Genomic DNA, 25,115 nt, shown 5'->3' with positions numbered 1-25,115 from the left:
CCAAGTCCAGCCTATCCAAGGAGAACACCATGGCCTCTCAACGAGGAGAGTCAGCAGCACCGGCCGCCGCTCCGGCCAAGAAGCGCAAGGGACTGGACAAGTCCCACTACCTCTACATCGCAGTCATCGTCGCCGTGATCGCAGGTGCCGTTATTGGCCTGCTGTTCCCCGAGGTCGGCAAATCCCTCAAGCCGCTCGGCGACGGCTTCATCAAACTCATCAAGATGATGATTGCGCCCGTGATCTTCTGCACGATCGTGCTCGGCATCGGCTCCATCGCCAAGGCCGCGACGGTCGGCAAGGTCGGCGGCCTGGCGCTCGCCTACTTTGTGGTCATGTCCACCTTCGCCCTGGCGATCGGCCTCGTGGTCGGCAACCTGATCCACCCGGGCGAGGGCCTCAAGCTCGCCCCCTATGATCCGAACAAGAAGGCGGCGGTCGACAGCACCGTTGACTTCCTGCTGGGCATCATCCCGGGCGACATTCCCGTGTTGCCGACTCTCCTCGCCGCGATCCTGGTCGGCTTCGCGCTGCAGAAGATGGGCCCCCAGGGAGCCCCGATCCTCAAGGCCGTCGGGTACGGCCAGGCCCTCGTGTTCCGCATCCTCATCATGATCATGTGGCTGGCCCCGGTCGGAGCCTTCGGCGCGATCGCCGCGGTGGTCGGCGCCACCGGCTTCCAGGCCATCATCAGCATGGCGACCCTGATGGGCGCCTTCTACATCACCTGCGCCCTGTTCATCGTCGTGGTCCTCGGCGGTTTGCTCAAGGCGGTCGCAGGCGTCAGCATCTTCAAGCTTATGAAGTACCTCGGCCGCGAATACCTGCTGATCTTCTCGACCTCCTCCTCCGAAGCCGCGCTGCCCCGCCTGATCGCGAAGATGGAACACCTCGGCGTGTCCAAGCCCGTCGTCGGCGTCACGGTCCCCACCGGCTACTCCTTCAACCTGGACGGGACCGCCATCTACCTGACCATGGCAGCACTCTTCGTCGCCAACGCCATGGGCACGCCGCTGGACCTTGGCGCCCAGGTTTCCCTGCTGGTCTTCATGATCATCGCCTCCAAGGGTGCCGCCGGCGTCACCGGCGCCGGCCTGGCCACGCTGGCCGCCGGACTCCAGGCGCACGCACCCCAGCTGCTGGGCGGCGTGGGCATGATCGTCGGCATCGACCGGTTCATGTCCGAGGCGCGCGCCCTGACCAACTTCACCGGCAACGCCGTCGCCACGGTGCTGATCGGCACCTGGGTCAAGGAGATCGACGGAGGACGCGTGGACCGTGTCCTGGCCGGTGCCGAGCCGTTCGACGAAGAGACGATGCTGGCCGGCCACTCCGGCGCACAGGATGCCGCCGAACAGCCCGCACAGCCGGCACAACCGGTCCTGGCACACGCCTGAACCGACGCCTGCACCGTCCTGACCCGCGCCGGAACCGGTCCGGCGCCGCACCCCGGCCCTAAACTGACCGGACGCACTACCGCTCGATGACGCCCCAAGCGCCCGGCAGCCCAGCTGCCGGGCGCTTGGGCGTTCGGTTCAGCCCTCGTCGGCGCCGAAGGGGGTGACCACGGTGCGGCGGGGCGTCCCGGCGTCGTCGTAGTTCAGGGTGCTGACGCGTACGCCGTACAGCGCCGAAAGCTGCGCATCGGCGAGGAGCGGCCCGGCAGGCCCGGTCACCACACCCGCGGCGCCCATCAGGACCACCGAGTCCGCGAGGAACAGGGCGTGGTCCGGGTGATGGGTGCTCACGAGCAGCGACATCCCGGTCCGCACGAGTTCCCTCAGCAGCTGGAGGACCCGGACCTGGTTCTTCAGGTCCAGCCCGGTGGACGGCTCGTCCAGGACGAGGAGCCGCGAACCGCCCGCGATAGCCCGTGCAATCAGGACCAGCTGCTGCTCGCCCCCGCTCAGCGTCGGAAACAGCCGGCCGGCCAGGGCGGCGATCCCGACCCGGTCCATGGCGCGGAGCGCGGCGGCCCTGTCCCGGCTGCCGGGGGAGCGGAAGACGCCGATGTGGCGGGCACGGCCCATGACCACCATGTCCAGGGCCGGGTAGCCGAACGTGCTGCCGCGCGCCTGGGGAACATAGCCCGCCGTCTCGGACCTGCGCACCGCACCCTCCTGTACGGCCAGCATGCCGGCCGCGCAGCGCACCAGGGTCGTCTTGCCGCTGCCGTTGGGCCCCAGGACCGCGGTCACGGTGCCCGGCGGCACCGAGAAGCTGAGATCCTTGAACACCCAGTTCTGCGGTGAATAGCCGAAGCCGGCCCCGCGCAGCTCAAGCACCGTCCCAGATCCTCTCCCGGTTCCGGCGCAAGAGCACGAAGAAGACCGGTGCGCCGATCAGGGCGGTCAGGACGCCCAACGGGATTTCCCCGGCCGTGGCGGTGCGGGCGATGGTGTCGATGGCGATCAGGTAGGCCCCGCCCAGCAGGAAGGAGACCGGCAGCAGCACCCGGTGGTCCGGTCCCACCCACATGCGTGCGAGGTGCGGGATGACCAGCCCCACCCAGCTGATGACGCCGCTGACGGCGACGGCCCCGGCGACCATGAGGGCCACGGCGGCGAGGACCGCCCAGCGCAGGGGGCGCGGCCGGAGCCCCAGGGCGGTGGCGTCGTCGTCGCCGAGCGAGAGCACATTGATCCGCCACCGCAGGGCCAGCAGGACGACGCCGCCGGCAGCGATCGGAATGAGGGCCACCAGCACTTTCGCCCAGGTGGCGGTGGAGACACTGCCAAGCAGCCAGAAAACGATGGCGGGCAAGGTGGTGAACGGGTCCGCCAGGTACGTCACCAGGGCCACCAGGGCGGAGAAGAACGAGGCCGTGACGATTCCGCCGAGGACCACCATGAGGATGTGGGCGCCGCCCCGCCCGGACGTGATGAGGAAGACGATTCCCAGTGCCAGCAGCCCGAAGCCGAACGATCCGCCCACGAGGGCGACGGGGCCCAGGCCCAGCAGCAGGGCCAGGGCACCGCCGAAGGAGGCGCCCGAGGAGACGCCGATGACCTCCGGGCTGACCAGGGGATTGCGGAACACGGCCTGCAGGGCCGCGCCACCGATTGCGAGGGCGCCACCGACCAGCAGCGCCAGCAGGACCCTGGGCAACCTGACCAGCAGCACCACGTTTTCCTCGGCCGCGGGAAGGCCCGGGCCGAAGGGAACTATTCGCGAGGCCAGGATCTGCACGACATGGTCCAGGGGCACGCTGTAGCGGCCGCTGGCGAGTGCAACCGCCGACACGGCCGCCAGGACTGCTCCGGAGAGCAGGCATGGACCGATGACCTGGCGCAGCCCCGGTCCCCGGCCGCCGGGGGGTCCCGTGGTCAGAGGCTGGGCCTCACGAAGCATCGAACTGCCGGTAGTTGGCCGAGGTGCCGTTGGCTTCGGTCCAGAGGATCTTGTCCAGCTCGGGAGCCGATGGCCGGTAGCGGTAGAGGAAGTCGAAGTAGTCGTTTGTCTCGTTCCTCAGCGTGGAGCGGTTGCCGGAGGGGAAACTGACATCTGTGAGCCAGCGCCACATCAGTGGCGATTCCTGCCCCGGGGGATCCCAGCGGTAGCCGCCCAGCGGGACCTTGTAGACGCGGCGGGAGCGCACGGCGGAGACGCTTTGCCACACCGGGTTGGCGTAGACGTCGGCGGGCATCGCGTCGTCGAAGTTCCCGAGCAGGATGATTTCCGGATCCCAGGCCAGGACCTGTTCGACGTCCACGCCCACCATGCCCTTGCCCTGAAGGCCCTGCGGGCCGGTGGCGGGGTTGTGTGCCCCGATGAGCTTGATGTAGAAGTCGTTGTAGCTGCCGTTTCCGGCCACCTTGAGGCCGCCGCTGAACCTGTTGAAGTAGACGATGCCCGGGCCGCCGGTGCCGCGGGCGGCGGTCTCGGCCTGGATGGCCTTCTGTTGCCCGTCGCTGCGGGCCTTCATCTGCACGGCCCGGTCCGGGCGGCCCAGCATCGTTGCGAAGAGCGCGGTCCACGTGTCCACGTCCTGCTGCGTGCCGGTGTTCGTGATGCCCAGGACCTTCATCCCGGCCTGTTCCAACGGTGCCGTCAGTTGCGCATCGCTCCACTGGACCACGACGTCGGGGTTCAGCGCCCGGATGCTTTCGACATTGGGCGTGAAGTCGGTCGTGGCGATGTCGTGCGGGATGTTCAGGGCCTCCGGGTACATGGCGCCCATGGCGCCGTCGCGCATCGCGACCCAGGAGGCGTTGTGCATCCCGGCGAGATGGCTGGCGCCCTGGTCGACGGCGGCGAGCAGGGAGGCGGCGGGCATGGGAATGGTCACCACCCGGGTGACCGGGTGGTCGAAACTCAGGACGGTCCCGCGCTGGTCCGTCACCTGGATCCCGGCCGGGCCGGAGGCGGAACCCGGGGGCGCTGTACCGGCAGTCCCTGCCGGCGGCGTTGACTGCGGCGACGACTGTGGCGCCGTGCCGGCCGCGGCGCAGGATGCGAGGAACAGCGCCCCTCCGCCGTAGAGGGCCGCTGCCAGTACAGATCGTCGGTTGGCTTCGGGGATGCTCATCGGCCTACCTCCCGGGAAGGACCGCGCGCAACGGCCTTTCGCTCCGCGCCGGCCACAGCAATGGTCCCGGTGCGGCATTTCCTCACAGCATCCGCCGAATGCGCAGGGGTGTCAATGCCGGTCACGCCGGGCATTGTTCGCCGACGGGCGCCGGTGCTAGCCTCGCTGATATCCCCTGTGAAACGAGGCCACGGGATGGAAATCAACGGCGCCCAACTGTTTGTCCGCTACGCGTATCCGCCGAATTCGCGGGGCAGCTGCGGGCCGCCTGACAGCGACGCGCTGCTGCACTATGGCCAGTCCGGGGTGACCGACGCGGGCCTGCGCGAACTTGCGAAGGGGTTCGCCGGCGCCTGGCCGTACCTGGAGCTCATCGCCGGTGCCACCGGAATCCCGGACCCGCTGGACTACGCGGTGGTGGAGGCCTACTGGGTGGGAAACACGCTGCTGGACTCCGTGGGTGTGCGCAGCATCGGCAATTCCATGGAGGACCGGTTCCGCGCACGGACCGGGCATCAGTTCCCGCACCTGATGGAAGGGGTCCTGGCCGGCGGCGTCCCGCATCACAGCTTCCACGTCCTGGAAATCTATCCGTGGACGGGACTCCTGCGCGATGACCGGCGCTCATCCACGGCCCTGAACGTCCTTGACCAATGCCGCATCCGGTGGGGCGAGGTGGTGGCCGTCGAAGGGGACAGCGCCCTCGTGCGCTCGCGGCCCCTGGCGTGGGACGGGATGGCGCTGTCGCTGGGGGAACCCGTGATCGAGACGGCCAAGTACGCCGTGGCCGGGTCCGGCTTCATCGCTGACCTCACGCCCGGGGACATGGTGTCCCTCCACTGGGACTGGGTGTGCGACCGGCTCTCGCCCGCCCAGCTCCACCGGCTCCAGCACTACTTTGCGCGCCACCTCAAGATCGCGAATTCCGGCGTGGAGCACCGCGGCGCCGCGATCGCCCTCGAATAGCGGGCGCCTTGCAGTTCCTTCAGTGGCGAGTTCCTTCAGTGGGGGAGTCCAGCCAGTGGGGGAGTGAAAGCTACGGGACCGTGTCGGTGGGATCCGGGCCCCGTCCCATGAGCTCAAGTCCCGTCATCGCACGGTCGGCACCTTCCTGGTCCACGCGTTCCAGGGCGAAGCCCATGTGGATCAGCACCCACGTGCCGCTCTCCACAGGGCCGTCATCGAGGAGGCCAACGTTGATTTTGCGCTCCACTCCGGCCACATCCACGAGGGCGAGTTGCCCGTTGTAGCCGTCGATCACTTCGATGATCCGGCCCGGTATTCCCAGACACATCCGTGGTTCCTCCTCAGCCTGCTTCATCCGGAGCCGCGCTCGCGGGCGCTGCATCTGCGTTCGTGATGCGGGCTGTGACCAGGGTGCGGACTGCTTCCACGGCTGCCGGAACGGCGCGGGACACGTCCTCGGACAGTCCCATGCCCTCGTCCGTTCGCCCCGCGACGCAGCCCACCAGGTAGGTCTCCGGCAGCGATCCGCCCAAAACACGCAGACGGCGGAGGACAGCCAGCGGGTCCATGCCATGCGGATCGAAAGCCGGATTGGCCCGCAGGCCGGCAGGCGTCAGCGGACCGCCGCTTTCCAGGTCCTCCACCCGGATCTTCAGGATCCGGAGCGTTCCCGCGCTTGTGCTCCCGTCGGCCGGGGCCGGGAGCACATCCACGAGCACCAGCGCATCCACCCCGTCCAGGAGATCGTAGGCGAGGTGCAGCCCGCGGATCCCGTAGTCCCGCACCTGGACCTCCTCCGGCGCCCAGCCGGGCAGGCCGGACACCTCCTCGGCCAGCCGGCGGGCGACGGCCGGCCCAAATCCGTCGTCGCGAAGGAACACGTTCCCCACGCCCGCCACGAGAACCCCGATCACACCGGGCCTCACATGCTCCGCATTCGCACGTAGCGCTTGATGTCCGGAATTGAACGCAGGCCGACGACGGCTGCTGCCAGGCCTGCGGCCAGCAAGAGCACGACTGTCATGATGCCCAGAGCTTTCATGGTGATGGTTCCTTTCCGTTGTCCGGGGCCGGCGCCGCGGTGAGCGGGACGAGTTCCTCGGGGGCGAAATACAGATACCGTCCGTACCACTCCTGCAGTTCGGCGGCGGGGTCGGCCTCGAGGACCACCGCGATGTGCGTTCCGCCGTCGACGTCGAAGTGGACTCCGGTGACACGCCCCGACTTGCCGGCGAAGAAGAGGTCCTGGGCGTCGGCGCGGCGCAGCGGGACAACCCGCACCCTGCTGCCGCGTGAGATCGGGACGCCGTTGATGAAGACGGTGTCCGATCCCGGATCCACGGCGGCGTCCCGGGCCGGATCCCACCACGGCGTGCCGGCACCGGTGTCAGCGTCGGTACCTGATTCGGCGTCGCCCGGAACCGAGAATTCCGGAACCGAGAACTCCGGATAGGCCGGGACCGCGGGGCCGGGGAAGCCGTCGCCTCCGATGCTCCCGGGTCCACGGGGCGCACCGGCGTTCGGGTTCCGCAGGATGCCGTGCAACTGCTGGAGCTCCTCTGCCGTCATGTTTTCGCAGCGTTCGATGATCGCCGCGGCCCGGGCATCGGTTGACCGGGCCTCCGCCTTTTCCGCATCGGTCAGGGTGAGCACCCGCAAGGTCAGGATTTCATCGATCTCCGTCGCGTCGAACAGTTCCACGGTGCTTTCCGGTGCCACCGCCGGATGGTCATAGAGGATGATCGGGGACAGGAGCAGGACATCGCGCTGCCCCTCGGGGCCGGCGAGCACCGGCCAGCAGCGGTGCTGGCTGCACGAAGCCGCCGCCGCTGCTGCCCATTCCGGCGGATCGATCACCGACAGGAAATCGGCATCGTGGACGGCGAGCAGGACATGGGCTCCGATGAACGAGTACTCGATGGCGGAACGCGTGTCGGTGGCGGCGGCCGCCGCGTTCTCCACCGTGACCCTGAGCCGCCACAGCGGCCCGTGGGCCGGCCCGGCCGCGGCGCCGGCCTGGGCGGCCTGCCCCGGCGCCGCCACTTGCGCCGCCAGCAGGCGCACCTCGCCACGAAGCTCCCGCCGCCGGCGCACAAGCCGGCCGGCAATGGCGCCGGCGGGATCCAGCACGGGCTCGACGTCCTCGTTCGCCGGCACTTTCACCGGCGCGCACACGCCCGCGGCAAGCTGGCCGAGGCTGTACGGCCCGAGGGTGATCTCCTGATCCGTTGCCTCGTCCCAGCTAAGCCACCGGGAAGCGCCGACGGTGAGTTCGTCGACGGGCGTGAAACCGCCGGCATCCGCGCGTTCGGCGGAACGGCTCTGGAGGTGCAGGAAGCGCAGGTGCACGTCGACCCGGGCCGCGGGTCCCGGCTCGAGGAGGCAATCCGCTGCCATGTCCGGCTCTTCGCCGGCACCGGATTCAGCCGCGCCCGGCGGCCCGAGCACGCCGAACTGCCAGCGGGCCTGGTTCTTGGCGGACGAGGCGCGGTAGGGGTACAGGAGGTACCCCTCGTAGAGGACAGCGTCGGCGACGGCGCGGGCCAGGCTGAGTCCGGTGTTCACGGCACCGGGTCACCCGCCCCGGCCAGCAGCCCCTCGATGGCGGCCTCCCAGGAAATCAAGCCGTGGACCGCCTTGTACCTGGCCAGGGCCGCGAGGACGTCGCGGTCCAGGCGGATCCATCCCTGGTTCGGGAAGAACGCGTCCATCAGCGAGCGCCAGGCCGCCACGGGCAGGGCGTACCGAGTTTCCCGGTCCCAGGGAATCTGCTCGACGCCGAAGCCCGCCGCGCCGCGCGTGAAGACCGTCCCGGAGAAGAGGAACTCCAGCGGGACCGTCCCGTCCCGCAGGGAGTTCAGGTATTTTGCCGCTGCGACGTCGAAGTCGAACGTGCAGGGCAGCGGCAGGTCAACGTCGGCACTGTCCGCAAATCCCTGGACCAGGACGCCGCTGTGCATCCAGATGAAGGGCTTGAGCGTGGTGGGCCACCGTCCGCGGGTGCCGAAGAGTTCCAGCAGCCCGGTTTCCTCGTCGGCGTTGTAGCCGCGGCGCTGGGCCAGGATCCGCACCTGGCACCGCAGGGCCATGGCATGGACGGCGGCGCCGCTTTTCTCCTGGATCCGCAGGCGGGCGGTCAGCTGGGGTGCGGCCGCGTAGGGCTCCGGGGCGATGTCCAGCACACTGAAATCGAGCTCAACCATGGCGTCCCTCCAGATCTGCCGCGGGGGCGCCGGGCCTGCTGCGGCGGCTGATCCGGTCGAAGAATCCCGCGAGCTCCTGGCGGGACTCCTGGCCGCCGTCGAAGCCCTTCCATACCCGCCGCAGGCGGCCCACCAGTTCGTAGCACGCATCGATGGGGACCAGGTGGCAGTCCGCCCGGTCCCGGTCGGGGCCGGGGGCGCGGATCAGCAGGGCTTCCGTGTCGGGTGCGAGCACGGTGATGGCCGGGTTGGCCGCCTCGACCGACGCCCAGGCAGCCAGGGGAAGTTCGGACTCCGTGGCGCCCGCGGGGCTCGGGTAGAAAGCGGCCGTCCGGCCCAGAGCTGAGTTAAAGAAGAAGAATGCCAGCCCCACCGGGATTTCCAGCTCGTCCCACTGGGCCTGGCCGAGCTCGAAGGGCTCGAACGAGAGGTAGCGGTCAGGGACGGAGCGGTAACGCAGATGGGCCGACGAGTCCGTGAACAGCAGATAGCAGGGCCGGCACGTGCACAGCAGGGAGCGGCTCTCCAGATCCACCACGTGCTGGTGGGCGTCCGGGATGGGCTCCGCGCACATCTCGCAGCGCTCGCCGGCGGGCTGGGCCGGGCGGGTGGACGCTATCCGGCGGAGCACGGCGAGCGCCGACGCGCTGTTTCCGGCCCTGTTGTTTCCGGCGCTGCCGGCCGGCTGACTCCCGGTTCCCGGCGTCGCCGTCATGCCCTGCTCCGTTCCCGGGCCGCGGAATTCATGTGCCGGCACCTCACAGCGGGTCCGCGGTGGTGGGGACGGCCACGGAGGGAACCCCGTCGCGGAGCAGCAGCGGGAGGGGATCAAGGTGCAGCGCCTTGTCCTCGAGGCAGGCCCCGGCCTTCCGGACGTCGAAGTGGCTGCGGCAGTGCGGGCAGCGCAACAGCCCCCCGCCCACCGGGGCAGCCAGAGCCCGCTGCAGCGAGGCGCCCGGCATGGAGTGGGTGCACCGCGGGCAGCGGTCCACAAACGCGTAGACGTCCGGGCCGATCCGGCACGTGATTACCTCCACACCCGCCACCAGGAAGCCTGCCACGGCTCCGGACTCCAGCTCAGCGAGGGCCGGGACCGCCTGCCACGTGCCTGAGGCCGGCGTGCCGGCGTCGGGGACCGCCCAGTCCGGCGCGGCACTGCGAATGCCGCCGTCGGGCGGGCCGCCCAACCCGTCCAGCCGCGAGCGCAGGGCGCCGACCGGGATGAGGGCGGGAACGGCGGCGGGAGCCGCCTCCTCCACTTCGATGCCGGTCACCTCGGGCGCCGCAGATTCGATCGCGTCCTCGACGGCGAGCTTGAGCGTCACCGACGACGACGGACAGCCCTGGCAACTGCCCAGCAGCCTCAGCCGGACGACGCCTTCTTCGCTGATATCGAGCAGTTCCACATCCCCGCCGTGCGAGCCGAGGTAGGGCCGGACCGAGTCCAGGGCACCGGCGACCCTGCCGGGCAGGTCCACGGGGTGCAGCCCGTGGATCAGGAGCAGGCCTGACACCAACGGGTCGGAGGTGAGGGCGGAAACCGTTCCGGGCCCGAGCGCACCCTGCGAATCGAGCACGTGCAGGATCCGCTCCAGCCCGGCACCGTAGAGTTCCGTCACCTGCCGGACCAGTTCCTCCGCCCGGTCCCGGGCCACCGGACCGCCGGAGCCCAGTGCGTCCAGGAGGGAACTGATCCGTTCACCGGCCGAGCCCAACAGATTCTCCCGGTCCATGGCGGGCTACTCACCGGTGAGCGACTGTGTGGGGGAGTGCAGCAAGTCCAGCGTCTGCCCGTCGCCGAGATACATGTGGACGCCGCACGGCAGGCAGGGGTCGAAGCTGCGGACGGTGCGCATGATGTCGATGCCCTTGAAATGATCGCGGTCGTTCTCCTCGAAGATGGGCTGGCCCTGCACCGCGTCCTCATACGGGCCCGGTGTTCCCTCGGAGTCGCGCGGGCTGGCGTTCCAGGGCGTCGGCGGATAGGGATGGTAGTTGGCGATCTTGCCGTCGCGGATCACCATGTGGTGCGAGAGCACGCCGCGGACGGCTTCGGTGAAGCCGCAGCTGATGGCTTCCTCCGGCACCTCGAAGGACTCCCACGTCTTGGTGCGGCCGGCCCGGATTTCCTCGAGCGCCTTTTCGGCGAAGTGCAGGGCGGCGGCCGCCGCGTAGGCCTGGAAATAGGTCCGGGCGCGGTTCCGCTCCAGCGTGTTGCTCCACTGCGGGATCTTCCATTCCAGGGTCACCGGGCCCTTCAGCGCAGTCTTGGGGAGCTCGATCTGGACGCTGCTGCCCGTTGACTTGAGGTAGCCGGTGTCGACGAAGCCGGCAAGGGCGGTCGACCAGAGCCGGGCCAGCGGGCCGCCGCCGGTATCCAGCGCCAGGTTGCTTTCGCCGTCATTCCACCGCGGTGACATCACCCAGCTGTACTTGTCCTCGAGGTCGCGCTTCTGCGGCCGCGGGTTGGTGTGCTGGTTCCAGGGGTGCCGGCGGTCCACCGGGTTGCCCAGCGGATCGCGGGTGACGAACATTTCCTGGTCGCCCCAGTCCTCGTAGTAGGACGAGCCCAGCATGATCCGGATCCCCAGGTTGATGCGCACCAAGTCCGTGGTCACGAGTTTGCCGTCCACCACGACGCCGGGGGTGACGAACATCTTCCGGCCCCACTCCGTCATGTCCTTGTAGGCGAAATTGCAGAACTCCGGGTCCTGGAAGGACCCCCAGCAGCCCAGCAGGGTGCGCCGCAGCCCGACCTGCTCGTACCCTGGCAGGGCCGCATAGAAGAAGTCGAAGAGGTCATCGTGCATCGGCACGACCTTCTTCATGAACTCCACGTACCGCATGAGCCTGGTGATGTAGTCCGTCATCAGCTGGATCGTCGCCACGGTGCCCACGCCGCCGGGGTAAAGCGTGGAGGGATGGACATGCCGGCCCTCCATCAGGCAGAACATTTCCCGGGTCATCCGGCTCACCTGCAGCGCCTCGCGGTAGAACTCCCCGGTAAACGGGTTCAGCGAGCGCATGATGTCCGCGATCGTGCGGTATCCGTGCTCAGCGGCGTGCGGGGCCGGCGTGTTCTCGGCTTTGGCCAGCACCGACGGGTTGGTTTCGGAGACCATCTTCTCGCAGTAGTCCACGCCGACCAGGTTCTCCTGGAAGATGTTGTGGTCGAACATGTACTCGGCGGCCTCGCCCAGGTTGACGATCCATTCGCCCAAGTGGGGCGGCTTCACGCCGTAGGCCATGTTCTGCGCGTAACAGGAACAGGTGGCATGGTTGTCGCCACAGATTCCGCAGATCCGGCTCGTGATGAAGTGCGCGTCCCGGGGGTCCTTGCCGCGCATGAAGATGGAATAGCCGCGGAAAATCGAGGACGTGCTGTGGCATTCCACCACTTGGTTGTTCTTGAAATCGACCTTGGTGTAGATGCCGAGGCTGCCGACGATCCTTGTGATCGGGTCCCAGGCCATCTCCACCAGGTTCTCGCCCGCGGTACCGTCCGCCGAGGGCATCGGAATCGTCGAAGTCATTGCATTGCCTCTCTGCCTAGCGTCCCTACCAGGTCCGCTTGGCGCCGGTCAGCAGATCATTACCGGGTTTGCGCCAGCGGGGTTCCTGGTCCAGCGTGTGCTTCGTGATGTTCCGCAGTGTCCTGATGGTCTTGCCGTACGGCATGACCGACGCGGTCGACAGCTTGCCGCCGGGAGGTTCGTCCATGAACGGCATGAATTTGTCCGGGAAGCCCGGCATTGTGCAGCCGATGCAGATGCCGCCTACGTTGGGGCAGCCGCCGATTCCGTTCATCCAGCCGCGTTTGGGCACGTTGCACTTGACCACCGGTCCCCAGCAGCCGAGCTTGACGATGCACTTCGGGGACCCGTATTCGGTGGCGAAGTCGCCCTGTTCGTAGTACCCCGCGCGGTCGCATCCCTCGTGCACCGTCTGGCCAAACAGCCAGGTCGGCCGGAGCGCCTCATCCAGGGGAATCATGGGGGCCTGTCCGGTGGCCTGATACAGCAGGTACGTCATGGTTTCGGAAAGGTTGTCCGGCTGGATGGGGCAGCCCGGGACGCACACGATCGGGATCCCGGCTTTGGAGCGCCAGTCATACCCGAGATAGTCGGGCACCCCCATGGCGCCGGTAGGGTTTCCGGCCATGGCATGGATGCCGCCGTAGGTCGCACAGGTCCCGGCGGCGATGATCGCCGTCGCCTTGGGCGCCAGCCGGTCCAGCCACTCGCTGGTGGTGATCGGCTGTCCGGTGTCGAGGTTGTTGCCGAAGGCCGCCCAGTAGCCGCCCGCGGCGTGCAGCTTTTCATTCGGGATGGACCCCTCCACCACCAGCACAAACGGCTCCAGCTCGCCGCGGTCCGCCTTGCGGAACCACTCGAGGAAGTCGTCGGCGCCTTGCTGCGGGCCGCATTCGAAGTCGATCAGCGGCCAGTGCATGGCAATCTTGGGTAGTCCGGGAAGTGCCCCAAGGGCTATCTCCTCGACGCTTGGCTGGGTTGCCGCCGTCAGGGCCACGGAGTCACCGTCGCAACTGAGTCCGGCATTGATCCACAGGACGTGGATCAAGGTTTCTTCCGCTTTCAATGCAGTAGCTGTAGGCATCGTTGCCTCCTTCGGAGCCCGCCCTGTGGCCGCGGCTCGAATGTTGCGTCAACGGTCAAACGCGTAGTCCGCCAGAGCGCGGCGCACTCCCGGCGGCAGCCGCCGCCGGGTGGGGATTCTTCCGGATCCACTCCAGCCAGCCGTCCATGCCGTCGCCGGTGGTAGCTGACAGGGTCAGGACGTCGACGCCGGGATTGAGCAGACGCGCCTGGCGCACGCAACGTTCGACGTCGAACTCCACATAGGGGAGCAGGTCTGCTTTGTTGATGATTACCAGGTCGGCAGCCAGGAACATGTGGGGGTATTTCTGCGGTTTGTCATCGCCCTCCGTAACTGAGATCACGACGACCCGGGCCGATTCGCCGAGGTCGAACAATGCCGGGCACACCAGGTTGCCCACGTTTTCGATGAAGAGTGTCGATCCGGGGACCGGATCCAGCGCGCCCAGCGCCCGCTGCAGCATCCCGGCATCCAGGTGGCAGCCTGCCCCGGTGTTGATTTGGATCACCGGCCGCCCGGTGGACCGGATCCGGTCGGCGTCCAGCGAGGTCTCCTGGTCCCCTTCGATCACTCCAATGTCCAGCTCACCGGCAAGTTCCCTGATGGTCCGGACCAGGAGCGTGGTCTTGCCGGCCCCTGGGGAACTCATGACGTTGAAGGCCTGGATGCCGCGTCCTTCCAGCCAACCCCGGTTCCGTGCGGCCAGGAGGTCGTTCTTGGCGAGCAGGTTCTCCTCCAGGGAGATGAGGGTCCGTCCCTCCGCCGCGGGGCTGTGCCCGGCGCCGGCTGTCCCGGGCGATTGGGGATGCGGATGGCCGTGATCGTGGTCGTGATCGTGGGGATGGCCGTGATCGTGCGGATGCTCGTGCGGATGCGGGTGCGGATGTTCGTGCGGGGCCGCAGCAGCGGGCAAGATGTCGTGCACAGTGCCGTCGAGGTCCGAAACCCTGGTGCCGGCGTCGTCGCCGCATCCGCACGTCGCACACATGTCTACGCAACCTCCACCGAGGTGACCAGGAGTTCCCGGCCACTGACGACTTCGACATCGGCACTGCCGCAGGGGCAGAGCAGAAACATGTCCTCAAGGACGAACTCGTCGCGGCAGCTGCGGCATCTGGCCCGGCCCTCGGATTCATCGATCGTCAGGGTTGCCCCGGCCAGCGGCGTGTCAGCTGAAACGACTTCGAAGCAAAAGCGCACGGCGTCCGGGAGGACGCCGCTCAAGGGTCCGATCCGCAGGTTGACGCCCGTCACGGAGCGGCCACCGGTCCGGTCCAGGACCGCCTCCACAAGACTTTGCGTGATCGAAAGTTCGTGCATGAGCCGCTGCCACCTCGTCGTTTCAATGTAGGCCTGCGGGGTCCAAACTTCAATATCTCCGGGGCCGCCGGAGCGCGGGCCCGCCTGCCTGCTTCAGCCCCCCGCTGCGCGCCTGCGGGCCTCCGTCCCTGCGCGCCTGCGGGCTTCCGCCCCCCCCCCCGGGGACGCCGTGACAGCCCGGTAGCAACCTTCGACTTCAACCCGAACGTCAAGGCACAGCCTCCGGCGCAGTGTCAAGGTCCGGCGAATACCGTGTCGGGCGCTGTAACCTTGGGAGGAACGCGCTGGGCTCCGGGAGCCCGGAAGCGGCACAATGAAGCACGACAATCACCGTCATCGAAAGTGTGGATAGATACGTGAGCAGCGAACAGGGTTCAGCAACTCTGGAAGGCACCGAACTCGATCTGGAAGACGCCGTCATGGGCCCCACCGGGCGGCCCCAACGCGACTTTCCGGAGCCCGCGCCGCTGTCCTCCCATGGTCCTGCGCGGGTCATCGCCATGGTGAACCAGAAGGGCGGGGTCGGCAAAACCACGTCCACGATCAACCTCGCCGCAGCCCTGGCCGAATACGGCCGCCGCGTGCTCCTGGTCGACTTCGATCCGCAGGGCGCCCTGTCCGCCGGCCTGGGCACCAACCCGCACGAGCTCGACCTCACCGTGTACAACGTGCTGATGGACCGCAAGGTGGACATCCGCGACGCCATCCAGAAGACCGGCGTGGAAAACGTGGATCTGCTCCCGGCCAACATCGACCTCTCCGCCGCCGAGGTACAGCTGGTCAACGAAGTGGCCCGCGAACAGGTGCTGGACCGGGCCCTGAAAAAGGTCGAGGACGACTACGACGTCGTCCTGATCGATTGCCAGCCCTCGCTCGGCCTGCTCACCGTCAACGCGCTGACCGCCGCCCATGGCGTCATCATCCCGCTGATCTGTGAATTCTTTGCCCTGCGCGCCGTGGCGTTGCTCGTGGAAACCATCGACAAGGTCCAGGACCGCCTCAACCCGCGCCTGCAGGTCGACGGCGTGCTCGCCACGATGTACGACGCCCGGACCCTGCATAGCCGCGAGGTGATCGCCCGTCTGGTGGAGGCCTTTGGCGACAAGGTCTTCGAAACCGTCATCAAGCGCTCGATCAAATTTGCCGACGCCACGGTCGCGGCCGAGCCCATCACTACCTACGCGGGCAACCACGTCGGTGCCGACGCCTACCGCCGCCTGGCCAAAGAGCTGATCTCGCGCGGCGGCGCGCCCTAGCCAGGATCGTGGCAGGCGCCTTTTCTCCGCCAGCGAATCTCGACATGCCTGCGGAGCTCGACACACGCGCGGAATCCGCGCGGGCCGCGGGGCCGGAGGACCCAGCAGAACCGCGCGTCAAAAAGCCCGGATTCGAAGTGCGGCTGGCCAACTTCACCGGCCCGTTCGACCTCCTGCTCGGCCTGATCTCCAAGCACCAGCTGGACATCACCGAGGTGGCGCTGTCCACGGTCACTGACGAATTCATCAAGTACATCAGGGGCCTGCAGCAGCTGGGGGAGGAGTGGGCCCTGGATGAGGCCAGCGAATTCCTGGTGATTGCGGCCACCCTCCTGGACCTCAAAGCGGCCCGGCTGCTGCCCGCGGGCGAGGTTGAGGACGATGAGGACATTGCCCTGCTGGAGGCCCGGGACCTCCTGTTCGCCCGGCTGCTGCAGTACAAGGCCTTCAAGCAGGTGGCCGGCATGATCGGCTCCTCGCTCGAGCTTGAGGCCCGGCGCTATCCCCGGCAGGTTGCCCTTGAGGGGCACTTCGCTGCCCTGCTTCCGGAACTGCTGTGGCGGCACACCCCTGCCCAGTTCGCCTCATTGGCCGAGGCGGCCCTCAAACCCAAGGAGGCAGCCCCCACCGAAGTAGGCCTCGCGCACCTGCACGGCGCGCCCGTCAGCGTCAAGGAACAGGCCGAGCTGCTGGGGAACCGGCTGCGGCTGGGCACGCCGCTGAGCTTCCGGGCCCTGATCGCCGACGCCGAATCCACGCTGGTGGTGGTGGCGCGGTTCCTGGCGCTGCTGGAGCTGTTCCGCGACCGGGCGGTGGGCTTTGACCAGCTGCTGCCGCTGGGGGAGCTGACGGTGCACTGGACGGCCGATACCCAGGGGTGGAGCAGCGAAAACCTGAGTGAAGAATATGAGGACCAACCGTGAACGAACGACTCCCCGACGCTGCCCGCGAGGGCGGGCCGGACGCTGGGCCGGACGTCGCGAGCCTGCCAGGGGGCGCCCGCGCGGCCCTCGAGGCCGTCCTGATGGTGATCGATGAACCGGCCACCGCCCCGGCCCTGGCAGCCGGGCTGAATCTGACGGTCGACGTCGTCGAGACCCTGCTGGCTGAACTGCAGCGGGAGTATAACGGCTATACTGTTAATGCCCCGGATGCGGACGTCACCAGCCAGAGCCGTAAAAACAGCAGTACCAACGGTGGCAACAATGGCGGCAGCAGTGCCGCCCCCCGGGGTTTTGAATTGCGGAATATCGCCGGAGGCTGGCGGATCTATTCCCGCGCGGAGTTCGCCGAGATCGTTGGCGGATTCGTGCTGGAAGGCCAGACAGCCAGGCTGACGCAGGCGGCGCTCGAAACGCTCGCCGTCATCGCATACCGCCAGCCCGTATCAAGGGCGCGGGTGTCTGCAATTCGAGGAGTCAACGTTGACTCTGTCGTGCGGACGCTGACGCAGCGGGGGCTGATTGAGGATTCGGGAACAGAACCCGAATCCGGAGCAATCCTGTACCGCACGACATCGTATTTCCTTGAGCGGATGGGAATCGGCTCTGTGGCTGAATTGCCACAGCTTTCCCCCCACCTTCCTGGACTGGAAGGCATCGAGGAATACTACGACGCAGGAAGAATGTAAGCAGTATTTAATGCAGAATCTGTGCAGGCGCAACGTCTGCACGAGAGTATCCACCGGGCAGAACCATTTGCCCGGCCGGCGGGTGTTGTCGGGAGACAGCGGCCGCGGGCCACCAACGTAAGGACGGGTCATGACACAGGCGGGACGCCAGGGTTCACCACGTAACAGTTCGGGACGCAACAGTGCCGGACAAAGCTATTCCGGCCAAAAGCCGGCGCAAGGCGGTTCAGGCCGCGGCGCACAGGGCGGCGCAGGCCGCAGCTCCCAGGGCGGCGCCGGCCGCAGCGGCGGGGCCGGCTACAAGGGCGGCGGAGACCGCCCCTTCAAGCACCCCAAGCCTCGCGAAGAGGCCTTCATCGATCCGGACCTGCAGGGTCCCGACGGCGCGCCGTCGACTGCCCGCCCGGCTTCCGCTGACTGGAAGTCGAAAGCGCCCTCCGGCAAGGAGGCAGCCCGCAAGGCAGCCGCCCGCAAGCCCGGCTTCGGCAAGGCTCCCGGCACTCCCGGCGCCCTCAAGCCCAAGCCGCGCGTCGGCGCCGGAGCGGCCAAGGCCACCGGTTCCCGCGCCTTCGGCAGTGAACGCTTCGGCCAGAACCTCGGGCCCGTGCGCAAGCCGGCCCGCAAGCGCGGACCCCGCGCCGAGGTGCCGCAGTCTGAGCTGCACGACGCCGACGGCACCCGCCTCCAGAAGGTCATGGCTTCCGCCGGCGTCGCCTCTCGGCGGGTCTGCGAGGAAATGATCGCCGAGGGCCGCGTCGAGGTCGACGGCCAGGTGGTCACCGAACTCGGCGTGCGCGTCGACCCGAAGACGGCAGTGATCCACGTCGACGGACTGCGCATCCAGCTGGACGAGAACATGGTCTACATGGTCTTCAACAAGCCCAAGGGCGTTGTCTCCACCATGGAGGACCCGGACGGCCGCCCGTGCATCAGCGACTTTGTCCGCAACCACCACGGCGAACGCCTCTTCCACGTGGGCCGACTTGACGTCGCCACCGAAGGGCTGCTGCTGCTGACCAACGACGGCGAGCTCGCCAACCGCCTGACGCACCCGTCCTATGAAGTGCCCAAGACCTACCTTGTGCAGGTCCGCGGGCCCTTCCCGCAGGGCGTGGGCGCCGAACTCAAGGGCGGCGTCGAACTCGAGGACGGCATCGCCTCGGTGGACTCCTTCAAACTCGTCGACTCGACCCCGGGCCACGTGCTGATCGAGGTCGTGCTGCACTCGGGCAAGAACCGGATCGTCCGGCGCATGTTCGACGCCGTCGGCTTCCCCGTGCTGCGCCTGGTACGCGTCAAGGTCGGCCCCATCGGGCTCGGCGACCAGCGCCAGGGCAGCATCCGCAACCTCGGCAAGCAGGAAGTCGGCCACCTGCTGGCCTCCGTGGGGTTGTAAGCATGTCCGCCTTCCGCACGCACGGCCGCGGCCACCTGAACGGCCCGGTGCTCGTCCTGGGCTCCGGGCTTCTGGGCACCAGCATCGGGCTGGGGCTGCGGGGGCGGGGCGTCCCCGTGTTCCTCTCGGATCCCTCGCCGACCAACCAGGCCGTCGCCGTCGACATCGGCGCCGGCCTGCCACTGGCACGCCTCGAGGGGGAGGCGCCGGAGCTCGTCGTCGTGGCCGCGCCGCCGGATGTCACGGCGGACGTCGTTGCCACAGCGCTCCAGGATTACCCGCACGCCGTCGTGGTGGACATCGCGAGCGTGAAGGCACAGATCCTGGCCGATCTCCGCAGCCGCGGCGCGGACCTGGGCCGCTACGTGGGGACCCACCCCATGGCCGGGCGCGAGAAATCGGGCCCGGTCGCCGCCCGCGGCGAGCTGTTCACCTCCATGCCGTGGGTCGTGTGCCCGGCGGAAGAGACACTGCCTGAGTCCCTGCGGGTGGCGCGTGCGCTGGCCGGCGATCTCGGCGCCGTCGTGTCCGAATTCGCTGCCGACGAACACGACGCAGCCGTGGCGCTCGTCTCACACCTGCCGCAGGTGATGTCCTCGCTCGTGGCCAGCCGCCTGCAGGGCACACCCCTGCACGCCCTGTCCCTGGCCGGCAACGGGCTGCGGGATGTCACCCGGATCGCCGCAAGCGATCCCACGCTCTGGGTCCAGATCCTGGGCGCGAACGCGGAAAAAGTGGTGGAAATCCTGCACGGAGTCCGCGAGGACCTCAACCGGCTGATCGGCACCCTGGAGGCACCGGCCGCTCCCGGCGCCCGGCTGGACCTTGCCCAGCTGATCAGCGAAGGCAATGCCGGCCAGTCCCGGATCCCGGGCAAGCACGGCGGGCCCCCGCAGGCATACTCGTGGCTGACGGTGCTGGTGGATGACACACCCGGACAGATCGCCAAGCTGCTGACCGAGATTGGCGAGATCGGCGTCAACGTCGAAGACCTCCGCCTCGACCACTCTTCGGGGCAGAATGTGGGCATGGTGGAAATTTCCGTCCTGCCCAACAAGCACGACCTTTTGATAGCAGCCCTCAACGACCGTGGATGGCGGGTACTCCAGTAATGACCCAGGAACTCATTGAGACAGTGGACGTAGTCCGCCCCGGAAAAAGCCTTGTGGTTGCCATCGACGGCCCCTCCGGCTCCGGCAAATCCAGCGTGAGCAAAGAGGTGGCCCGCCGGCTGAAACTGGCCTACCTCGACACCGGCGCGATGTACCGCGCCCTGACATGGTTCTGCCTGCAGAGCGGCACAGACCTGGACGACGGGGCCGCCGTCGAGACCGCCGCAGAGACCCTGCCGCTGGAAATCAGCACGAGCCCGCAGGAAGAGTACGTCCGCGTCGGCGGGCACGATGTCACTCTCGCCATCCGTGAACCCGCCATTTCCGCGGCAGTCAGCGCCGTCGCCACCACGCTGGGCGCGCGGACTGAACTGATCCGCCGGCAGCGCGAGCTGATCGAAAAGCACCACCGCCGCATGGTGGTCGAAGGCCGGGACATCACCACCGTCGTCGCGCCCCATGCCGAGGTGCGGATGTTGCTGACCGCCAGCGAGGAAGCCCGGCTGCGCCGCCGCGGCATCCAGTTGGGCGGCAGCCAGAATGCCGAGCAGCTGGCAGCCCAGGTCACGCACCGCGATGCCAAGGACTCCACCGTGGTGAACTTCACCACGGCCGCCGACGGCGTCGTGACCCTGGACTCCTCCGACCTGGACTTTGACGAGACGGTCCAGGCCGCCCTCGACATCGTGGACACCGTGGTCAACCATTCTCCTGTTCCGCTCCGGGCCGTCCACGGTGACTGAGGGGCGCGCCGGACTGCCGGGGACAGCGCCCGCCTCCCTGCCCGGCCAGTGGACGACGGCGTGGAGCCGGCCCGTGGGCTGGCTCCTGGACCACCTCGTCTACCGCACCTCGGTCAGCGGACGCTCCAACGTCCCGGCGGCCGGTCCCGTGATTTTCGCGGGAAACCACATCAGCTTCCTGGACGGGCCCGTCATGTTCGGCGCCTCGCCCCGGCCCATGCACATCCTCGTAAAGCAGGAGATGTTCACCGGGTTCCTCGGCCGCGTCCTGGCGGCGGCGGGCCAGGTGCCCGTCGACCGCCGCGGTGGCCGTGCGGCGCTGGCCACGGCCCGAAGCCTGCTCGACGCCGGACGGTGCGTCGGGATTCTTCCCGAAGGCACGCGGGGGAGCGGTGAGGCCGCCGCGATCAACAACGGCGTCGCCTGGCTGGCGCTTAACTCCCGCGCCACGGTGGTTCCCGTGGCCATCCTGGGCACAAGAATCGGCGGCGAACACCTGGACACGGTGCCCGCACCGCGCCGGCGCCTGCACGTCAGCTTCGGCGGGGCCATCAACGTCAGCCGCAGGCCCGGCGAGAGCGGGCGTGTTTCAATGGACAGGGCGGGAACCGAAATCCGGGCCGCATTAGCGCGCCATGTCCAGGACTCAGTACTAAGGACCGGGCAGCCCCTGCCCCACGCGGAATCCCCGCATGAACGACATGTTGCAGTAGCCGGGACGCCGGCAGATCACCACCTAAGGAAAGTGCAATGAGCGATACGACTCAAACCTCCGGCAATTTTGGCGCCGGCGAAGACGAATACACGCCCACCGGCACCGACCAGGTGGCTGAAAACCTTGCCGCCCTGGACGATGACGAAGCGGAACTCCGCGCGGCCTCGCTGCGTGCCGGGCTGGACGACTACGAGCTCGACGAAGACGACGCGGCCCTGCTGAGCGGCCACTTCGACGATGAGGACTTTGACGGCCCGGTCAAGCTGGACCCGGTCCTGGCCATCATCGGACGGCCCAACGTGGGCAAATCCACCCTGGTCAACAGGATCCTGGGCCGCCGCGAGGCAGTGGTCGAGGACACCCCCGGCGTCACCCGCGACCGTGTCATGTACTCGGCAAACTGGAACGGCCGCAACTTCACCGTCGTGGACACCGGCGGGTGGGAGCACGATGCCCGCGGCATCCACGCCCGTGTGGCGGAGCAGGCCGAGATGGCCGTGGAACTTGCCGACGCCGTCCTGTTCGTCGTCGATTCCGCCGTGGGCGCGACCGCGACCGACGAAGGCGTCATGAAGATGCTGCGCAAGTCGAAGAAGCCGGTCATCATGGTGGCCAACAAGGTGGACGACTTCGCCCAGGAAGCCGACTCGGCCACCCTCTGGGGCCTGGGCTTCGGCGAACCGTACCCCGTCTCGGCCCTGCACGGCCGCGGCGTGGCGGACCTCCTGGACCACGTCATGGACACCCTCCCGGAGTACTCCCTGATTGAAGGCCTCGAGCGCTCTGGCGGCCCCCGCCGCATCGCCCTGATCGGCCGCCCGAACGTCGGCAAGTCATCGCTGCTGAACAAGCTCGCCGGTTCCGAGCGCGTGGTGGTGGACAACACCGCCGGCACCACCCGCGACCCGGTCGATGAATTCATCGAACTCGGCGGACGCACGTGGCGCTTCGTGGACACCGCCGGCATCCGGCGCCGCCAGCACATGGCCCAGGGCGCGGACTTCTACGCCTCCCTGCGCACGCAGAGCGCGCTCGAAAAGGCCGAGGTCGCCGTCGTGCTCCTGGCCGTGGACGAAGTGCTCAGCGAGCAGGACGTCCGCATCCTGCAGCTCGCCGTTGAATCCGGCCGCGCCCTGGTGCTGGCCTTCAACAAATGGGACCTCCTCGACGACGAGCGCCGCCGCTACCTGGAACGCGAAATCGAGCAGGACCTGGCACACGTGGCCTGGGCACCGCGCGTGAACATCTCGGCCAAGACCGGCTGGCACAAAGACCGGCTCGTCCCGGCCCTGGACACCGCCCTGGAAAGCTGGGACAAGCGCATCCCCACCGGACGCCTCAACGCGTTCCTGGGCGAACTTGTCGCAGCGCACCCGCACCCGGTCCGCGGCGGCAAGCAGCCCCGTATCCTGTTCGGCACCCAGGCCTCGAGCCGGCCGCCGAAGTTCGTCCTCTTCACCACCGGATTCCTGGATCCGGGATACCGCCGCTTCATCACCCGACGCCTCCGGGAGACCTTCGGCTTCGAGGGCACGCCGATCGAGGTCAACATGCGCGTGCGCGAAAAGCGTGGCAAGAAACGTTAATTCCGACACACCTTGCCGTCACAGCCTGAAATTGTCACAGGCACCCTCCCGGATCGTGTAAGCTTTTGGAGGTGGTTCGGCCGGACTGCTTGGAAGAAAACCTGGAGCGAATCCGGGAAGACTTCCGGGCGGAGAACGGTGGAACCAGCGGGCTGTAGCGCAGCTTGGTAGCGCACTTGACTGGGGGTCAAGGGGTCGCAGGTTCAAATCCTGTCAGCCCGACCAACAGACAACCGCTCCATCACTGGGAATCTTCCTGGAGGTGGGGCGGTTTTTGTTTTGCCTGCGTCTGCACGGACTTCGCGCCTAGCCGGTTGGGGAAACCAAAAAAGTTCCCGCTGGAGGCCAGCCGGTACCTGTCGTGCGAGGTCAGCCCTGAATTGCAGCTAGACTTCGGCAAGCTTGGTTGCGCTAAATTTGGGGGAACTTTGAAAGGCTTTACCTTTGCTGTGCCCATTGCCCTGACTGCGGCTCTGTCCCTAACTCTTACTTCGCTCCTGGCGGGGGCGCTGCCGGCGCAAGGGTACGAACCGCCCGGGGAACGCATCGTTCATCTCCTCGAGACCACATTCGCAGCGGCTCAACTCGAGGGTTCACCCGTCCCCACGGTGACGGGGGCCGCCGAGGTGGGGTCCAAGCTGACGGCGGATCCGGGTGTCTGGGGTCCTGTCGATGAGGGCAGTTCCGATCCTGTCGGGGTCAGGTTGGACTACCAGTGGTACCGTTCGGGCGTGGCCATCCTCGGGGCGACCGCATCCACTTACGTTCCCGTCGCCAGGGACGTCGCCGGTACCCTCACGGTCCGGGTCACTGGGTTCCGGACCGGCTACACCACTGTGGCCAGGACCTCGGCAGCCACTGCGCCGGTGGCTGCGGGCTGGGAGGTCCCCGTCATTACCGGGACGGCGAGTGTCGGGTCTACGCTGACGGCGGTCCCGGGGAGCGGCGGGGCTGCCCCGGCCGCGTTGGGCTATCAGTGGTACCGTTCCGGTGTGGCGGTCGTCGGGGCCACGGGTGCGGCCTATGTTCCGGTCGCCTCCGACCTGTACGCGACCTTCACGGTCCAGGTGACCGCGTCCCGGACCGGTCACGCCCCTGACTCGAGGACGTCCCTTCCGACGGCGGCGGTCATCAAGGGAGCGCTGGTCAGGTCCACGCCCACGATCACCGGCACCCCCAGGGTCGGGTCGACCCTGRCCGTGAACCCCGGCATGTGGGGCCCGTCCCCGKTGGTCCTGAAGTACGCGTGGTCCGGTGCCGGTCGGGCCTACGGATCCAGCTATGTTGTGACGGGGTCGGACGCTGGCAAGACGCTGACTGTCAGGGTCACCGGGATCAGGCTTGGTTACTCCTACGTTGTCCGGAGATCGGCCCCCACAGCGGTGGTGCAACCTGGCACCTTTAGTGCGGCGCCGGTCSCCACGGCCACCGTGTCTCCGAGCCCGTCGGCGCCTGCGACGGCTACGGCCACCGTGTCTCCGAGCCCGTCGGCGCCTGCGACGGCTACGGCCACCGTGTCTCCGAGCCCGTCGGCGCCTGCGACGGCTACGGCCACCGTGTCTCCGACCCCGTCGGCGCCTGCAACGGCTACGGCCGCCGTGTCTCCGACCCCGTCGGCGCCTGCAACGGCTACAGCGACGGCCACCAAGGGAAACCTCGAATCGCAGGCCTCGGTCCAAGCCCCGATGACCGGCGTTCAGTTCGACTTGACCCCCGGGGCGGCCGGGCCTTATCCCGCCGTCAAGTCCCGGGTCGAGGTGGCGATGCCGGTGGATGCACCGATGACTCCCGACGCCGGGCCGACCGCTGCACCGTCGACAGCCGCTGTTCCGGCCACCATGGCGGCTCCCGGACCGAGCGCAGCGCCATCCCAACCGGTCGCTACGCCAGAATCGCAGGCTTCGACCGCGGGATCCATGGGCCCGCTGCCGTTCGTCCTCACAATCGGCGGAGCCTTGTTGGCCGGCGCCCTGGTCTGGGTTGCCCGCCCGATCCGTTCCGCAGTTGTCCGGAGGCGGGGAACCCGGGCCGACGGCTGACTCG

The 25,115-nt window shown here is 68.1% G+C and carries 25 protein-coding genes and 1 tRNA gene; 12 read left to right on the top strand and 14 right to left on the bottom strand.

Annotated elements, in window-relative coordinates; translation table 11 throughout:
• Window positions 1–29 precede the first annotated feature (29 nt).
• Window positions 30–1,397, top strand: a complete 1,368-nt coding sequence (locus tag AC1DZV_RS07380; protein WP_459384356.1) for a cation:dicarboxylate symporter family transporter — start codon at window positions 30–32, stop codon at window positions 1,395–1,397.
• 138 nt (window positions 1,398–1,535) lie between these two features.
• Here AC1DZV_RS07380 and AC1DZV_RS07375 read toward each other — a convergent pair whose 3' ends face one another.
• From AC1DZV_RS07375 to AC1DZV_RS07365, 3 genes are all read right to left on the bottom strand, one after another.
• The gene (locus tag AC1DZV_RS07375) at window positions 1,536–2,285 is read right to left on the bottom strand and encodes an ABC transporter ATP-binding protein (RefSeq protein WP_476952128.1); all 750 of its coding nucleotides are present in this window, start codon (window positions 2,283–2,285) and stop codon (window positions 1,536–1,538) included.
• Window positions 2,278–3,243: a FecCD family ABC transporter permease gene (locus AC1DZV_RS07370; protein WP_476952127.1), complete on the bottom strand. Its 966-nt coding sequence runs from the start codon at window positions 3,241–3,243 to the stop codon at window positions 2,278–2,280. The genes AC1DZV_RS07375 and AC1DZV_RS07370 overlap by 8 nt, the downstream gene beginning before the upstream one ends.
• Before the next feature lie 97 nt (window positions 3,244–3,340).
• The gene (locus tag AC1DZV_RS07365; protein ID WP_476952126.1) at window positions 3,341–4,528 is read right to left on the bottom strand and encodes an ABC transporter substrate-binding protein; all 1,188 of its coding nucleotides are present in this window, start codon (window positions 4,526–4,528) and stop codon (window positions 3,341–3,343) included.
• Between the two features lie 195 nt (window positions 4,529–4,723).
• On the opposite strand from AC1DZV_RS07365, the gene AC1DZV_RS07360 reads away from it, so the two are divergent.
• Window positions 4,724–5,494, top strand: coding sequence for a DUF6390 family protein (locus tag AC1DZV_RS07360; RefSeq protein WP_476952125.1), 771 nt, complete (start codon window positions 4,724–4,726; stop codon window positions 5,492–5,494).
• A 70-nt stretch (window positions 5,495–5,564) separates the two neighbouring features.
• On the opposite strand, the gene AC1DZV_RS07355 is transcribed toward AC1DZV_RS07360, so the two are convergent.
• Genes AC1DZV_RS07355 through AC1DZV_RS07305 form a run of 11 tightly spaced genes read right to left on the bottom strand, consistent with a single transcriptional unit; the run spans window position 5,565 to window position 14,634 of the window.
• Entirely contained in the window at window positions 5,565–5,822 is a 258-nt protein-coding gene (locus tag AC1DZV_RS07355; RefSeq protein ID WP_476945388.1) for a HypC/HybG/HupF family hydrogenase formation chaperone, read from the bottom strand.
• 13 nt (window positions 5,823–5,835) lie between these two features.
• A complete protein-coding gene (locus AC1DZV_RS07350; protein ID WP_476952525.1) occupies window positions 5,836–6,420 on the bottom strand; it encodes a hydrogenase maturation protease in 585 nt (194 codons plus the stop codon).
• Window positions 6,417–6,536: a DUF6893 family small protein gene (locus AC1DZV_RS07345; protein WP_018772298.1), complete on the bottom strand. Its 120-nt coding sequence runs from the start codon at window positions 6,534–6,536 to the stop codon at window positions 6,417–6,419. Before AC1DZV_RS07345 ends, AC1DZV_RS07350 begins: the two co-directional genes overlap by 4 nt.
• Window positions 6,533–8,059: a hypothetical protein gene (locus AC1DZV_RS07340; RefSeq protein ID WP_476952123.1), complete on the bottom strand. Its 1,527-nt coding sequence runs from the start codon at window positions 8,057–8,059 to the stop codon at window positions 6,533–6,535. The genes AC1DZV_RS07345 and AC1DZV_RS07340 overlap by 4 nt, the downstream gene beginning before the upstream one ends.
• On the bottom strand, window positions 8,056–8,697 hold the full coding sequence (locus tag AC1DZV_RS07335) for a DUF6084 family protein (protein ID WP_476952122.1): 642 nt from the start codon (window positions 8,695–8,697) through the stop codon (window positions 8,056–8,058). Before AC1DZV_RS07335 ends, AC1DZV_RS07340 begins: the two co-directional genes overlap by 4 nt.
• The gene (locus tag AC1DZV_RS07330) at window positions 8,690–9,412 is read right to left on the bottom strand and encodes a DUF5947 family protein (protein WP_476952121.1); all 723 of its coding nucleotides are present in this window, start codon (window positions 9,410–9,412) and stop codon (window positions 8,690–8,692) included. The genes AC1DZV_RS07335 and AC1DZV_RS07330 overlap by 8 nt, the downstream gene beginning before the upstream one ends.
• A 43-nt stretch (window positions 9,413–9,455) precedes the next feature.
• The gene (locus tag AC1DZV_RS07325) at window positions 9,456–10,430 is read right to left on the bottom strand and encodes a NifU family protein (RefSeq protein WP_476952120.1); all 975 of its coding nucleotides are present in this window, start codon (window positions 10,428–10,430) and stop codon (window positions 9,456–9,458) included.
• A 6-nt stretch (window positions 10,431–10,436) separates the two neighbouring features.
• Window positions 10,437–12,230 carry a nickel-dependent hydrogenase large subunit gene (locus AC1DZV_RS07320; RefSeq protein WP_018772303.1) on the bottom strand — a complete coding sequence of 598 codons (1,794 nt, stop codon included), beginning with the start codon at window positions 12,228–12,230 and terminating at the stop codon, window positions 10,437–10,439.
• Between the two features lie 25 nt (window positions 12,231–12,255).
• The gene (locus AC1DZV_RS07315; protein WP_026538777.1) at window positions 12,256–13,314 is read right to left on the bottom strand and encodes an NADH-quinone oxidoreductase subunit B family protein; all 1,059 of its coding nucleotides are present in this window, start codon (window positions 13,312–13,314) and stop codon (window positions 12,256–12,258) included.
• A 55-nt stretch (window positions 13,315–13,369) separates the two neighbouring features.
• Window positions 13,370–14,302, bottom strand: coding sequence for a hydrogenase nickel incorporation protein HypB (gene hypB / locus AC1DZV_RS07310; protein WP_476953339.1), 933 nt, complete (start codon window positions 14,300–14,302; stop codon window positions 13,370–13,372).
• Window positions 14,303–14,304: 2 nt separating this feature from the next.
• On the bottom strand, window positions 14,305–14,634 hold the full coding sequence (locus AC1DZV_RS07305; protein WP_028275916.1) for a hydrogenase maturation nickel metallochaperone HypA/HybF: 330 nt from the start codon (window positions 14,632–14,634) through the stop codon (window positions 14,305–14,307).
• A 356-nt stretch (window positions 14,635–14,990) separates the two neighbouring features.
• Between AC1DZV_RS07305 and AC1DZV_RS07300 the strand changes: the two genes are divergently transcribed.
• The 10 genes from AC1DZV_RS07300 to AC1DZV_RS07255 all read left to right on the top strand — a co-directional run bounded on the left by AC1DZV_RS07300 (window position 14,991) and on the right by AC1DZV_RS07255 (window position 25,111).
• Entirely contained in the window at window positions 14,991–15,890 is a 900-nt protein-coding gene (locus AC1DZV_RS07300) for a ParA family protein (protein WP_476952118.1), read from the top strand.
• A gap of 44 nt (window positions 15,891–15,934) precedes the next feature.
• Window positions 15,935–16,813 carry a segregation and condensation protein A gene (locus AC1DZV_RS07295; RefSeq protein WP_476952117.1) on the top strand — a complete coding sequence of 293 codons (879 nt, stop codon included), beginning with the start codon at window positions 15,935–15,937 and terminating at the stop codon, window positions 16,811–16,813.
• Window positions 16,814–16,914: 101 nt separating this feature from the next.
• Window positions 16,915–17,520 carry an SMC-Scp complex subunit ScpB gene (gene scpB, locus AC1DZV_RS07290; protein ID WP_476952147.1) on the top strand — a complete coding sequence of 202 codons (606 nt, stop codon included), beginning with the start codon at window positions 16,915–16,917 and terminating at the stop codon, window positions 17,518–17,520.
• A 130-nt stretch (window positions 17,521–17,650) separates the two neighbouring features.
• Window positions 17,651–18,916, top strand: coding sequence for a pseudouridine synthase (locus AC1DZV_RS07285; protein ID WP_476952116.1), 1,266 nt, complete (start codon window positions 17,651–17,653; stop codon window positions 18,914–18,916).
• A gap of 2 nt (window positions 18,917–18,918) precedes the next feature.
• Complete coding sequence (locus AC1DZV_RS07280; protein ID WP_476952115.1) at window positions 18,919–20,028, top strand: prephenate dehydrogenase; 1,110 nt, start codon at window positions 18,919–18,921, stop codon at window positions 20,026–20,028.
• Complete coding sequence (cmk, locus tag AC1DZV_RS07275; RefSeq protein WP_028275911.1) at window positions 20,028–20,771, top strand: (d)CMP kinase; 744 nt, start codon at window positions 20,028–20,030, stop codon at window positions 20,769–20,771. The genes AC1DZV_RS07280 and cmk overlap by 1 nt, the downstream gene beginning before the upstream one ends.
• Before the next feature lie 73 nt (window positions 20,772–20,844).
• Window positions 20,845–21,525, top strand: a complete 681-nt coding sequence (locus AC1DZV_RS07270) for a lysophospholipid acyltransferase family protein (protein ID WP_476952146.1) — start codon at window positions 20,845–20,847, stop codon at window positions 21,523–21,525.
• A complete protein-coding gene (gene der, locus AC1DZV_RS07265; RefSeq protein ID WP_028275909.1) occupies window positions 21,522–23,072 on the top strand; it encodes a ribosome biogenesis GTPase Der in 1,551 nt (516 codons plus the stop codon). The genes AC1DZV_RS07270 and der overlap by 4 nt, the downstream gene beginning before the upstream one ends.
• Before the next feature lie 148 nt (window positions 23,073–23,220).
• Window positions 23,221–23,297 (top strand) — tRNA-Pro (locus AC1DZV_RS07260).
• Window positions 23,298–23,521: 224 nt separating this feature from the next.
• Window positions 23,522–25,111, top strand: a complete 1,590-nt coding sequence (locus AC1DZV_RS07255; protein ID WP_476953338.1) for a hypothetical protein — start codon at window positions 23,522–23,524, stop codon at window positions 25,109–25,111.
• The last annotated feature ends 4 nt before the right edge of the window (window positions 25,112–25,115 follow it).

The sequence above is a fragment of the Arthrobacter sp. P1_D12 genome, assembly GCF_056406175.1.
The sequence above is the reverse complement of the archived record's forward strand: the minus strand, read 5'-3'. Positions and strand labels throughout refer to the sequence as shown.

Excerpts from the sequence above, each read along its gene's own strand:
- AC1DZV_RS07285 (WP_476952116.1), top strand. The coding sequence starts at position 17,651 with ATGACACAGGCGGGACGCCAGGGTTCACCACGTAACAGTTCGGGACGC.
- cmk (WP_028275911.1), top strand. The coding sequence starts at position 20,028 with ATGACCCAGGAACTCATTGAGACAGTGGACGTAGTCCGCCCCGGAAAA.
- der (WP_028275909.1), top strand. The coding sequence starts at position 21,522 with ATGAGCGATACGACTCAAACCTCCGGCAATTTTGGCGCCGGCGAAGAC.
- AC1DZV_RS07295 (WP_476952117.1), top strand. The coding sequence starts at position 15,935 with ATGCCTGCGGAGCTCGACACACGCGCGGAATCCGCGCGGGCCGCGGGG.
- AC1DZV_RS07360 (WP_476952125.1), top strand. The coding sequence starts at position 4,724 with ATGGAAATCAACGGCGCCCAACTGTTTGTCCGCTACGCGTATCCGCCG.
- AC1DZV_RS07345 (WP_018772298.1), bottom strand. The coding sequence starts at position 6,536 with ATGAAAGCTCTGGGCATCATGACAGTCGTGCTCTTGCTGGCCGCAGGC.
- AC1DZV_RS07365 (WP_476952126.1), bottom strand. The coding sequence starts at position 4,528 with ATGAGCATCCCCGAAGCCAACCGACGATCTGTACTGGCAGCGGCCCTC.
- AC1DZV_RS07315 (WP_026538777.1), bottom strand. The coding sequence starts at position 13,314 with ATGCCTACAGCTACTGCATTGAAAGCGGAAGAAACCTTGATCCACGTC.
- scpB (WP_476952147.1), top strand. The coding sequence starts at position 16,915 with ATGGTGATCGATGAACCGGCCACCGCCCCGGCCCTGGCAGCCGGGCTG.
- AC1DZV_RS07380 (WP_459384356.1), top strand. The coding sequence starts at position 30 with ATGGCCTCTCAACGAGGAGAGTCAGCAGCACCGGCCGCCGCTCCGGCC.
- AC1DZV_RS07320 (WP_018772303.1), bottom strand. The coding sequence starts at position 12,230 with ATGACTTCGACGATTCCGATGCCCTCGGCGGACGGTACCGCGGGCGAG.
- AC1DZV_RS07325 (WP_476952120.1), bottom strand. The coding sequence starts at position 10,430 with ATGGACCGGGAGAATCTGTTGGGCTCGGCCGGTGAACGGATCAGTTCC.
- AC1DZV_RS07335 (WP_476952122.1), bottom strand. The coding sequence starts at position 8,697 with ATGGTTGAGCTCGATTTCAGTGTGCTGGACATCGCCCCGGAGCCCTAC.
- AC1DZV_RS07330 (WP_476952121.1), bottom strand. The coding sequence starts at position 9,412 with ATGACGGCGACGCCGGGAACCGGGAGTCAGCCGGCCGGCAGCGCCGGA.
- hypB (WP_476953339.1), bottom strand. The coding sequence starts at position 14,302 with ATGTGTGCGACGTGCGGATGCGGCGACGACGCCGGCACCAGGGTTTCG.
- AC1DZV_RS07280 (WP_476952115.1), top strand. The coding sequence starts at position 18,919 with ATGTCCGCCTTCCGCACGCACGGCCGCGGCCACCTGAACGGCCCGGTG.
- AC1DZV_RS07305 (WP_028275916.1), bottom strand. The coding sequence starts at position 14,634 with ATGCACGAACTTTCGATCACGCAAAGTCTTGTGGAGGCGGTCCTGGAC.
- AC1DZV_RS07355 (WP_476945388.1), bottom strand. The coding sequence starts at position 5,822 with ATGTGTCTGGGAATACCGGGCCGGATCATCGAAGTGATCGACGGCTAC.